We start from the raw sequence: 11105 nt of genomic DNA, 5'->3' as shown, positions 1-11105 counted from the left end.
ACGAGGCCGCCGCGACGCCCGCCCAGGACGGCGGGCAGGCCGCCGGGGCGGCCTCCGGCACCACGAAGAAGGCGGCCGCCAAGCGCGGCGCCAAGAAGGCGGACGCATGACCGCGGCCACCCCGCAGCTGGTCGTCCACCGGGACAAGGAGCTGATGGCCCAGGCGGCCGCGGCCCGGCTGATCACCCGGATCGTGGACGCCCAGGCCGCCCGCGGCACCGCCTCGGTGGTGCTGACCGGCGGACGCAACGGCAACGCCCTGCTGGCCGCGATCGCCGCCTCCCCGGCGCGCGACGCGGTCGACTGGGCGCGGCTGGACCTCTGGTGGGGCGACGAGCGGTTCCTGCCCTCCGCCGACCCGGAGCGCAACGCCGTGCAGGCCCGCGCCGAGCTGCTGGACGCCGTCCCGCTCGACCCGGCGCGGGTGCACGAGATGCCCGCCTCGGACGGCGTCGACGGCTCGGACGTCGACGCCGCCGCGGCCCGCTACGCGCAGGAGCTGGCGAAGGCGGCCGGCCCGGGCGACCGGGGCGGCGTCCCGGCCTTCGACGTGCTGCTGCTCGGCGTCGGCCCGGACACCCATGTCGCCTCGCTCTTCCCGGAGCACCCGGGCGTGCGGGAGACCGAGCTGACGGTGATCGGCGTGCGCGGCGCGCCCAAACCACCGCCGACCCGGATCTCGCTCACCCTCCCGGCCATCCGCGCCGCCCGCGAGGTGTGGCTGCTGGCGGCCGGCGAGGACAAGGCGGGCGCGGTGGCGGTGGCCCTGTCCGGCCCGGGCGAGCTGCAGGCGCCCGCCTCCGGCGCGCACGGCACCGGCCGCACCCTGTGGCTGCTGGACCGCGCCGCGGCGTCCCAACTGCCGCCCCAGCTGTACCCCCCGGCCTCGGCCTGAGGCACGGACGACAGAAGGGGCGCCACCCGTTCCACACGGGTGGCGCCCCTTCTGTCTTCTGTCGTTCTCGCAGTTGCCCGTCTCGCCCCCAGGCGCTCCGATCCGGCGCGCGACGGGGTCAGATCTCGCCGCGGAGCTTGGCCAGCGCCTCCGCGAGGATCGCCTCACCGTCGGCGTCGGTGCGCCGCTCGCGGACGTAGGCGAGGTGGGTCTTGTACGGCTCGTTGCGGGACGGCGCGGGCGGGTTGTGCTCGTCCTGGCCGGCCGGGAAGCCACAGCGCGGACAGTCCCAGGTCTCCGGGATCACCGCTTCGGCGGCGAAGCTCGGCCGGGTCTCGTGCTTGTTCGCGCACCAGAAGGAGATCCGGTTGCGGGGGGCGGATTCGCCGCGCTCCGCCTCGCCCATCGGGCCGGCTCCGACCCTGCTGCCACGGATGGCGTTGCCACTTGCCACGGTCTGACTCCCCTGCGTGCTGGTGCGCCGACGCGCGCGACGCGCGTCGGTGGCGAAAGTCGTCCTAGTGTAAGCAGGAGTTAAGCATGCGCCACCACCGGCTCCGCCCCGGACCTTTCAAGGATAGGCCGCGGGGCGACGGGGCGTCAGAGTTATGTCATCCCTTGTACTTCATGACCAGACCGAGCACCACGAGGGAGGCGAACCAGCCGAGGCCGACCACGATCGTGATGCGGTCCAGGTTGCGCTCGGCCACCGCCGAGCCGCCGCCGGTGGACATCGCGCCGCCACCGAACATGTCCGACAGGCCACCGCCCTTCCCCTTGTGCAGCAGCACCAGGAGGATCATCAGCAGGCTGAAGACGATCAGGGCAATCGAGAACCCGAGAACCACGACGGGACCAACTCTCTCGTATCTTCGGCGAAGGGGCCGGACCACGGGTGGTCCGGCCCCAAAGCCTACGTTGCTGCGGCGGCGTTAGCCTACTGCCTGCTCACGGTACCGCACGATCTTGACGAACTCCTCGGCGTCCAGCGAGGCTCCGCCGATCAGGCCGCCGTCGATGTCGGGCTTGGCCATCAGGCCGGCCGCGCTCGACGACTTCACCGAACCGCCGTAGAGCACCCGGACCTTGCCGGCCAGCTCGGCGTCGTACAGCTCGGCCAGCCGCGCGCGGATGGCGGCGCAGACCTCCTGGGCGTCCTCGGGGGTCGCCACCTCGCCGGTGCCGATCGCCCAGACCGGCTCGTAGGCGACCACGACGGACTCGGCCTGCGCGGCCGGAACGTCCTGCAGGGCGCCGTCGAGCTGGGCCAGCGTGTGCTCGACGTGGGTGCCGGCCTTGCGGACCTCCAGCGGCTCGCCGACGCACAGGATCGGGGTGATCCCGCTGCGGTAGGCGGCCTTGACCTTGGCGTTGACGATCTCCTCGTTCTCGCCGTGGTACTGGCGGCGCTCCGAGTGGCCGATCACCGCGTAGGCGCACTTCAGCTTGGCCAGCATCGGGCCGGAGACCTCGCCGGTGTAGGCACCGCCGTCGTGCTGCGAGATGTCCTGCGAGCCGTACTTGATCTTCAGCTTGTCGCCGTCGACCAGGGTCTGCACCGAGCGGAGGTCGGTGAACGGCACCAGGACGGCCACCTCGACCGCCGCGTAGTCCTTGTCGGCCAGCGCGAAGGCCAGCTTCTGGGTGTGCTGGATGGCCTCAAGGTGGTTGAGGTTCATCTTCCAGTTGCCCGCCATCAGCGGGAGACGCTCAGTCATGCGTGATTCAGCCTTCCAGGGCGGTGAGACCGGGGAGCCGCTTGCCCTCCAGGTACTCCAGGCTCGCGCCACCGCCGGTCGAGATGTGCCCGAACTTCGTCTCGTCGAAGCCCAGGATGCGGACGGCCGCGGCGGAGTCCCCGCCGCCGACCACGGAGAACGCGTCACTGTCGAGCAGGCCCTGCGCGACGGCCGCGGTGCCGCCGGCGAAGTCCGGGTGCTCGAAGACGCCCATCGGGCCGTTCCAGAACACGGTCTTCGCGTCGGCCAGCTTCTCCGCGAACAGCTCGCGGCTCTCCGGGCCGATGTCCAGGCCCAGCTGGTCGGCCGGGATCGCGTCCGCGGCGACGACCGAGTAGGTGGCCGGGGCCTTGGTCTTGACGTCCGGGAACCCGGTGGAGACCAGGACGTCCGTCGGCAGGACGAACTCGACGCCCCGCTCCTTCGCCTCCGCCAGGTAGCCCTGGACGGTCGGGATCTGGTCCTCCTGCAGCAGGGAGACGCCGACCTCGTGGCCCTGGGCCTTGAGGAAGGTGAACACCATGCCGCCGCCGATCAGGATCCGGTCGGCCTTCTTCAGCAGGTTCTCGATCACGCCGACCTTGTCGGAGACCTTGGAGCCGCCGAGCACCACCACGTACGGGCTCTCGACGTCCTCGGTGAGGCGCTTGAGCACGCCCACCTCGGTGGCGATCAGGTCGCCGACCGCGTGCGGCAGCAGCGCCGGCAGGTCGAACACCGAGGCGTGCTTGCGGTGCACCGCACCGAAGCCGTCGCCCACGTAGAGGTCGGCCAGCTCGGCCAGCCGCCCGGCGAACCCGGCGCGCTCGGCGTCGTCCTTGCTGGTCTCCCCACCGTTGAAGCGCAGGTTCTCCAGCAGCGTGACCTCGCCGTCGGCCAGGGCGGCGACGGTGGCCTTCGCGCTCTCGCCCACGGTGTCGGTCGCGAAGGCGACCGGCCTGCCGAGGATCTCGCCGAGGCGGACGGCCACCGGCGCGAGGGAGAACTGCGGGTCCGGCGCGCCCTTGGGGCGGCCGAGGTGAGAGGCGACGACGACCTTCGCGCCGCGCTCGACGAGCTTGGCGATGGTCGGGGCGACGGCACGGATCCGGCCGTCGTCGGTGATCGTGCCGTCGGAAAGCGGAACGTTCAGGTCCGCGCGAACGAACACGCGCTTACCGGCGACGTCCAGATCTTCGATGGTCTTCACGGTCTTCGGTCTCCTGGCGAGATGGTGGAGCAGGGGACGACACAACGTTGTGTCGTCCATGGGGAGTTGAGGGTGCGCAGACGGAGGGCCCGGTCGGCTTCGCACATGCCTTCCGGGCCCTCCCCCCTACTTCACATCAGCTCCCGCTGCGTCAGAGCCCGGCACCGACGAGGGTGGTCAGGTTGACGAGGCGGTTCGAGTAGCCCCACTCGTTGTCGTACCAGCCGAAGATCTTGACCTGGTTGCCCTGGGCCATGGTCAGCAGCGAGTCGAAGATCGTGGAGAACGGCGAGTTCACGATGTCGGAGGAGACGATCGGGTCCTCGGTGTACTGCAGGATGCCCTTGAGGGTGGTCTCGGAGGCCTTCTTGAAGGCCTCGTTGACCTCGGCGACGGTGACGTCGCGCTCCAGGGTGACCACGAGGTCGGTGATCGAGCCGGTCGGGACCGGGACGCGCAGCGAGGTGCCGTCCAGCTTGCCCTTGAGCTCCGGCAGGACCAGCGCGGTGGCCTTGGCGGCACCGGTCGAGGTCGGGATGATGTTGAGGGCCGCGGCGCGGGCGCGACGCAGGTCCTTGTGCGGGAAGTCCAGGGTGACCTGGTCGTTGGTGTACGCGTGCACCGTGGTCATCAGACCCTTGACGATGCCGAAGCTCTCGTTCAGCACCTTCGCCAGCGGCGCCACACAGTTGGTGGTGCAGGAGGCGTTGGAGATGATGGTGTGCTTCGCGGCGTCGTACTTCTCGTCGTTGACGCCCATGACGATGGTGATGTCCTCGTCGGTGGCGGGCGCCGAGATGATGACCTTCTTGGCGCCGGCCGCGACGTGCTTCTTCGCCGCCTCGGCCTTGGTGAAGATGCCGGTCGACTCGATGACGACGTCCGCGCCCAGCTCGCCCCAGGGGAGGTTGGCCGGGTCACGCTCGGCGATGACCTTGAAGGTCTTGCCGTCGACGGTGATGCTGTCGGCGGTGTGCGACACCTCGCCCGGGAAGGTGCCCAGGATCGAGTCGTACTTGAGCAGGTGCGCCAGGGTCTTGGTGTCGGTCAGGTCGTTGACACCGACGATCTCGATGTCCGCGCCCTGGGCCTGAACCGCACGGAAAAAGTTGCGGCCGATGCGGCCGAATCCGTTGATGCCTACCCGGATCGTCACGAACCGATCTCCTCGTTAGGTACGCCGGACGCTATGCCGACGGGGTGGAATTTTGGGATGTCCCCGACCGCCTATGACCCTACCCCTCCGAGGCCGGGTAGAGCACATCAGGCGGCCGCGCAACCCCTGGCGTGGCGCGTGTTCACAACGATTCCGGGTCCGTCCGGCCTTGCCCTCCCGGGCAGTTGGTCCCGGCCCCCGCGCGAAGCCCCCGGCGGCGCCCCGTCCCACCCTCCGGACACGGCTCCGCCGGTGCCCGCAGAAGCGGACACCGGCGGAGGGACAGCAGCGGGGCGACCGGCGACGGACGTGGCCGTCGGCGTCAGTTGAGCGCCATCTCGTCGGTCAGGTTGGCCTCGGTGCTCGGCAGGCCGAGCTCGGACGCGCGCTTGTCGGCCATCGCCAGCAGCCGGCGGATCCGGCCGGCCACCGCGTCCTTGGTCAGCGGCGGGTCGGCCAGCGCGCCCAGCTCCTCCAGCGAGGCCTGCTTGTGCTGCATCCGCAGCTGGCCGGCGGCGGCCAGGTGCTCGGGCACCTCGTCGCCGAGGATCTCCAGCGCGCGCTGCACCCGGGCGCCGGCCGCGACCGCGGCCCGGGCCGAGCGGCGCAGGTTGGCGTCGTCGAAGTTGGCCAGCCGGTTGGCGGTGGCCCGCACCTCGCGGCGCATCCGGCGCTCCTCCCAGGCCAGCACCGACTCGTGCGCGCCGAGCCGGGTGAGCAGCGCGCCGATCGCGTCGCCGTCGCGGATCACCACCCGGTCGACCCCGCGCACCTCGCGGGCCTTGGCCGGGATGCCGAGCCGGCGGGCGGCGCCGACCAGGGCGAGGGCCGCCTCCGAGCCGGGGCAGGTGATCTCCAGCGAGGACGAGCGGCCGGGCTCGGTGAGCGATCCGTGTGCCAGGAAGGCGCCGCGCCAGGCGGCCTCGGCGTCACAGGTGGCCCCGGAGACCACGGCCGGGGGCAGACCGCGGATCGGGCGGCCGCGGCCGTCCACGAGGCCGGTCTGGCGGGCCAGCAGCTCGCCGTCCTTGACCACCCGGACCACGTAGCGGCTGCCGCGCCGCAGGCCGCCGGGGGCCATCACGACCAGGTCCGAGGAGTGTCCGAAGATCTCCAGCAGATCCTTGCGCAGACGCCGTGCGGCGGCTCCGGTGTCGAGCTCCGCCTCGATCACGATCCGGCCGCTCACGATGTGCAGCCCGCCCGCGAACCGCAGGATCGCCGACACCTCCGCCTTGCGGCAGCAGGCCCGGGTGACCGGGAGCCGGCTGATTTCGTCCTTCACCGCTGGAGTCATCGCCATGGCCCGATCCTTCCATGTGTCCGGAAAATCCGGTCGTACGCCGCCGCCAAGAGCTCCGGGTCGTGTCGCGGCGTGCCGTCGGTACGGGCGACCCGGCCGAGCACCAGGGCCGCTCCCATCCGCTCGGCGGCTTTTTCCAGTCCGGCCAGGTCCGCCTGGCCGAAGGCGCCACCGGTCACGGCGCGCTCGTCCACCAGGATCGCATCCACCGCGAGGTCGGGGGCGTGGTCGGCGATCACGTCCAGGTGGCGCTGCGGGGTGAAGCCCTCGGTCTCGCCGGGCTGCGGGGCCAGGTTCAGGGTGAGCAGGCGGCGGGCGCGGGTCTCCACCAGGGCCTTGGCCAGCTCGGGCACCAGCAGGTGCGGCAGCACGCTGGTGAACCAGGAGCCGGGGCCGAGCACCACCCAGTCCGCCTCCCGGACGGCGGTGACCGCCTCCGGCACGGCGGGCGGCTCGTCCGGCAGCAGCCGGACGGACTGCACGGTGCCGGAGGTGACCGCGACGTTGGCCTGGCCGCGGACGGCGGCCAGCTCGGCCGGGAAGGCCGGGTCGTGGCCGCGGACCACCGCCTCGATGTCCAGCGGCACCGCCGACATCGGCAGCACCCGGCCCTGCACGTTGAGCAGCCGGCCGACCCAGTCCAGGGCGGCGACCGGGTCGCCGAGCTTCTCCCAGAGCGCGACGATCAGCAGGTTGCCGACCGCGTGGCCGCCCAGCTCGCCGGTGCCGGTGAAGCGCTGCTGGATCACCTCGGACCAGGTGCGGCCCCAGTCGTCGTCCCCGCAGAGCGCGGCGAGCGCCTTGCGCAGGTCCCCGGGGGGCAGCACCCCGAGCTCCTCGCGGAGCCGGCCGCTGGAGCCGCCGTCGTCGGCGACGGTGACCACGGCGGTGAGGTCGCTGGTGAGCCGGCGCAGCGCGGACAGCGAGGCGGACAGGCCCTGGCCGCCGCCGAGCGCGGTGATCCGCGGGGCCTGGTTGTTCCGGGCCGCCTGGCTGGTCCGGGGGGCCGGGTGGGGACGGGAAGGGCCGGTGCGGGCCGCCCCGGAGCGGGGCCGGCCGGTCCCGGTGGACCGGGCCGGGGCCCCACTCCGGTCGGCGGTCCTGTTCTGGAACTGCCGCCCGGGCACATATCCCGTCACACCTACCTCGCGTTCCTGTCGCCCGCCGCCGGCCTCCGCCGGCGGCCCGGCAGGGCGAGGCGGCTACTCCCGTCCCATGTCACGGTGGACGAGCACCGTTTCCACTCCGTCGGCGATGAGACGCTTCGTCAGGCGCTCGGACATCGCGACACTGCGGTGCTTGCCACCGGTGCAGCCTACGGCAAGGGTCATGTAACGCTTCCCCTCGCGCCGGTAGCCCTCGGTGACGATGCGCAGCAGCTCGGCGTAGCCGTTGAGGAACTCGTTGGCGCCGGGCTGCTGGAACACGTAGTCGGCGACGTCCGCGTCGGTGCCGGTGCGGGCCCGGAGTTCGGGCACCCAGTGCGGGTTGGGCAGGAAGCGGCAGTCCACCACGAGGTCGGCGTCGACCGGCAGGCCGTACTTGAAGCCGAAGGACATCACGGTGGCCCGCAGCTCGGGCTCGTCGTGGTCGGCGAACTGGGCGTCGAGCTTGGCGCGCAGCTGGTGCACGTTGAGGTTGGAGGTGTCGATCACCAGGTCGGCCTCGCCGCGCAGCTCGCGCAGCAGGTCGCGCTCCTGGGCGATGCCGTCGACGATCCGGCCGTCGGCCTGCAGCGGGTGCGGGCGGCGCACGCTCTCGAAGCGGCGCACCAGCGCCTCGTCGGAGGAGTCCAGGAAGACGACGCGCAGCCGCACGCCGCGCTTCTCCAGCTCGTCCAGCGAGGTCAGCAGGTCGTCGAAGAACTGCCGGCCGCGGACGTCCACCACGGCGCCGATCCGGGCGACGTTGCCCTGGGAGCGGGCGCCGAGGTCGACCATGGTGGGGATGAGGGCCGGCGGCAGGTTGTCCACCACGAACCAGCCCAGGTCCTCCAGGCACTTGGCGGCGGTGGAGCGGCCCGCTCCGGACATGCCGGAGATGATCACCAGCTCCGGGGTGTTCTCTCCGCCGGCCTCGGGCCTGGCGGTCCCCCCGTAATCGGACACGGTCACTTCGGTTCCCCGCTCTCGGTGGTTCTGCTGTGGAGAACGCGCGTCGCGCGGGCATGCTTCCCCGGCTCACTCGGACGAGTGGCACGGGGGCACGCCGGCTGACGGGCGGCGTCGGCCGTCATTGCGTCTCCTGGATGGGTGCGGTCTCGGGCTCGGGCGCCGCGGGCGCCGGCTCGTCGGCGCCGTCCTCGATGATCTCGCCCGTGGCGGTGTTCACGGCGGGTGCGGCAGGTGTACGGGACGACAACGTCGCCGCAACGGTCTCCGCCGTCCGCCGGCCGATGCCGGGGACGGCGCAGAGTTCGTCGACGGTGGCCGCCCGGAGCCTCTTCAGCGAGCCGAAGTGCTTGAGCAGCGCCTGACGGCGAGTCTCGCCGAGGCCGGGGACGGAGTCCAGTTCTCCGGCGGTGAGTCGCCTGGAACGCTTGCCGCGCTGGTAGGTGATCGCGAAGCGGTGGGCCTCGTCGCGGACCCGCTGGAGCAGGTAGAGGCCCTCGCTGCTGCGCGGGAGCACGACCGGGTCGTCCTCGCCGGGCAGCCAGACCTCCTCCAGGCGCTTGGCCAGGCCGCACAGCGCGACGTCGTCGACGCCGAGTTCGTCCAGGGCCCGCCGGGCGGCGGCGACCTGGGGCTGACCGCCGTCGACGACGAGCAGCTGGGGCGGGTAGGCGAAGCGCTTGGGGCGGCCCTCCTCGGTGCGCGGGCCGTCCTGCTCCGGGCCCTCGTCCTCGGGGACGGCCCACTCGCCGGTCTGCTCGCGCTCCTGGAGGTAGCGGCGGAAGCGGCGGCTGATCACCTCGTGCATCGAGCGGACGTCGTCCTGGCCCTCGAAGCCCTTGATCTGGAAGCGGCGGTACTCGCTCTTGCGGGCCAGACCGTCCTCGAAGACGACCATGGAGGCGACCACGTCCTCGCCCTGGAGGTGGGAGATGTCGAAGCACTCGATGCGCAGCGGGACGCTGTCCAGTTCGAGCGCGTCGGCGATCTCCTGGAGGGCGCGGCTGCGGGTGGTGAGGTCGGAGGCGCGCTTGGTCTTGTGCAGCGCGAGCGCCTGTTGGGCGTTGCGCTGCACGGTGGCCATCAGGTCCTTCTTGTCGCCGCGCTGCGGGATGCGCAGGTCGACCTGGGCGCCGCGCAGGCCGCCCAGCCACTCGCGGACCGGCTCGACGGGGTCGGGCAGGGCGGGGACGAGCACCTCGCGCGGGACGGACTCGCCGCCACCGCCGTAGAGCTGCTGGAGGGCGTGCTCGACCAGGCCGGCGGTGTCGACGTCCTCGACCTTGTCGGTGACCCAGCCGCGCTGGCCGCGGACCCGGCCGCCGCGGACGTGGAAGATCTGGACGGCGGCCTCCAGTTCGTCCTCGGCGACGGCGAGCAGGTCGGCGTCGGTGGCGTCGGCGAGGACGATGGCGTTCTTCTCCATGGCCCGCTTGAGCGCGCCGATGTCGTCGCGCAGCCGGGCCGCCTTCTCGTACTCCAGGTCGGCGGCGGCCTCCCGCATCTCGGTCTCCAGCCGGCGCAGGTAGTTGCCGGTGCGGCCGGCCATGAAGTCGCAGAAGTCCTCGGCGAGGGCGCGGTGCTCCTCGGCCGAGACCCGGCCGACGCAGGGCGCGGCGCACTTGCCGATGTAGCCGAGCAGGCAGGGGCGGCCGACCTGGCCGGCCCGCTTGAAGACGCCGTTGGAGCAGGTGCGGACGGGGAAGACGCGCAGCAGCAGGTCGACGGTCTCGCGGATCGCCCAGGCGTGGCCGTAGGGGCCGAAGTAGCGCACGCCCTTCTTGTGGGCGCCGCGCATCACCTGGACCCGCGGGTACTCCTCGTTGAGGGTGACGGCGAGTTCCGGATAGCTCTTGTCGTCGCGGTACTTGACGTTGAACCGGGGGTCGAACTCCTTGATCCAGGAGTACTCCAGCTGGAGCGCCTCGACCTCGGTGGCGACCACGGTCCACTCCACCGAGGCGGCGGTGGTGACCATGGTGGCGGTGCGCGGGTGCAGCCCGGCGAGGTCCTGGAAGTAGGAGGAGAGCCGGGGGCGCAGGCTCTTGGCCTTGCCGACGTAGATGACCCGCCCGTGGGCGTCGCGGAACTTGTAGACGCCGGGCGAGGTGGGGATCGCACCCGGCGCCGGGCGGTAGGTGGACGGGTCAGCCATGGGTCCACCGTACCGACTCGGGCCGGGGGCGCGTGCGGGAGATCAACTGCTTCAGCGCGGGGTCACCTTGAGGTTGCCGCCCTCGACCTCGACGGTGTACTCGGGCAGCGGGGTGGGGGCCGGGCCGTCGAGCACGGCGCCGTCGGTGATGCCGAACAGGCTGCTGTGGCAGGGGCACTGGATCTTCTGGTTCTTGACCTGGTCGACGATGCAGCCGGCGTGGGTGCACTTGGCGCTGAACGCCTTGTACCGGCCCTCGGTGGGCTGGGTGACGACGATCTTCTTCTCGCGGTAGACGGTGCCGCCGCCGACCGGGACGGCGGAGGCGGGGCCGACGTCGACCGGGGTCTTGGCGGCGGAGCCGGAGTCGGAGGAGGACGAGGAGCAGCCGGTGACGGCGACGGTGCCGCCGGCGGCGAGGACGGCCGCGGCTCCGCAGAGCAGGGTGCGGCGGCTGGGGGCGGGGCTCTCGGGTGCCTCGGACATGTGGTTTCGCTCCAGGTCTGGCGGGGCCCGCGGCTGCGGGCCGCCGGGAAGTCTATGCGGCCTGACGGCGG

The 11105-nt window shown here is 72.2% G+C and carries 11 protein-coding genes; 1 reads left to right on the top strand and 10 read right to left on the bottom strand.

Annotation, left to right across the window (positions count from 1 at the left end; all coding sequences use genetic code 11):
* Nucleotides 1-106: 106 nt before the first annotated feature.
* Nucleotides 107-895 carry a 6-phosphogluconolactonase gene (gene pgl / locus ABD308_RS02655; protein WP_344324873.1) on the top strand — a complete coding sequence of 263 codons (789 nt, stop codon included), beginning with the start codon at nucleotides 107-109 and terminating at the stop codon, nucleotides 893-895.
* A gap of 118 nt (nucleotides 896-1013) precedes the next feature.
* On the opposite strand, the gene ABD308_RS02650 is transcribed toward pgl, so the two are convergent.
* From ABD308_RS02650 to ABD308_RS02605, 10 genes are all read right to left on the bottom strand, one after another.
* Nucleotides 1014-1349 carry an RNA polymerase-binding protein RbpA gene (locus ABD308_RS02650; RefSeq protein ID WP_207811681.1) on the bottom strand — a complete coding sequence of 112 codons (336 nt, stop codon included), beginning with the start codon at nucleotides 1347-1349 and terminating at the stop codon, nucleotides 1014-1016.
* Nucleotides 1350-1506: 157 nt separating this feature from the next.
* Nucleotides 1507-1743: a preprotein translocase subunit SecG gene (secG, locus tag ABD308_RS02645; protein WP_344324867.1), complete on the bottom strand. Its 237-nt coding sequence runs from the start codon at nucleotides 1741-1743 to the stop codon at nucleotides 1507-1509.
* 84 nt (nucleotides 1744-1827) lie between these two features.
* Nucleotides 1828-2613, bottom strand: a complete 786-nt coding sequence (gene tpiA, locus ABD308_RS02640; protein ID WP_344324864.1) for a triose-phosphate isomerase — start codon at nucleotides 2611-2613, stop codon at nucleotides 1828-1830.
* 7 nt (nucleotides 2614-2620) lie between these two features.
* Entirely contained in the window at nucleotides 2621-3823 is a 1203-nt protein-coding gene (locus tag ABD308_RS02635) for a phosphoglycerate kinase (protein WP_344324861.1), read from the bottom strand.
* Nucleotides 3824-3974: 151 nt separating this feature from the next.
* On the bottom strand, nucleotides 3975-4979 hold the full coding sequence (gene gap / locus ABD308_RS02630) for a type I glyceraldehyde-3-phosphate dehydrogenase (RefSeq protein ID WP_344324858.1): 1005 nt from the start codon (nucleotides 4977-4979) through the stop codon (nucleotides 3975-3977).
* 322 nt (nucleotides 4980-5301) lie between these two features.
* Nucleotides 5302-6282 (bottom strand): DNA-binding protein WhiA, encoded by a 981-nt coding sequence (gene whiA / locus ABD308_RS02625; RefSeq protein WP_209411690.1) that lies wholly within the window; start codon nucleotides 6280-6282, stop codon nucleotides 5302-5304.
* On the bottom strand, nucleotides 6273-7421 hold the full coding sequence (locus tag ABD308_RS02620) for a gluconeogenesis factor YvcK family protein (protein ID WP_425554675.1): 1149 nt from the start codon (nucleotides 7419-7421) through the stop codon (nucleotides 6273-6275). Before ABD308_RS02620 ends, whiA begins: the two co-directional genes overlap by 10 nt.
* A 63-nt stretch (nucleotides 7422-7484) precedes the next feature.
* Nucleotides 7485-8396 (bottom strand): RNase adapter RapZ, encoded by a 912-nt coding sequence (gene rapZ, locus ABD308_RS02615; protein ID WP_344324851.1) that lies wholly within the window; start codon nucleotides 8394-8396, stop codon nucleotides 7485-7487.
* Between the two features lie 118 nt (nucleotides 8397-8514).
* Entirely contained in the window at nucleotides 8515-10548 is a 2034-nt protein-coding gene (uvrC, locus tag ABD308_RS02610; RefSeq protein ID WP_344324848.1) for an excinuclease ABC subunit UvrC, read from the bottom strand.
* Nucleotides 10549-10599: 51 nt separating this feature from the next.
* The gene (locus ABD308_RS02605) at nucleotides 10600-11034 is read right to left on the bottom strand and encodes a Rieske (2Fe-2S) protein (RefSeq protein ID WP_344324845.1); all 435 of its coding nucleotides are present in this window, start codon (nucleotides 11032-11034) and stop codon (nucleotides 10600-10602) included.
* Nucleotides 11035-11105 lie beyond the last annotated feature (71 nt).

The organism is Kitasatospora putterlickiae (genome assembly GCF_039527695.1).
Classification (GTDB): domain Bacteria; phylum Actinomycetota; class Actinomycetes; order Streptomycetales; family Streptomycetaceae; genus Kitasatospora; species Kitasatospora putterlickiae.
The sequence above is the reverse complement of the archived record's forward strand: the minus strand, read 5'-3'. Positions and strand labels throughout refer to the sequence as shown.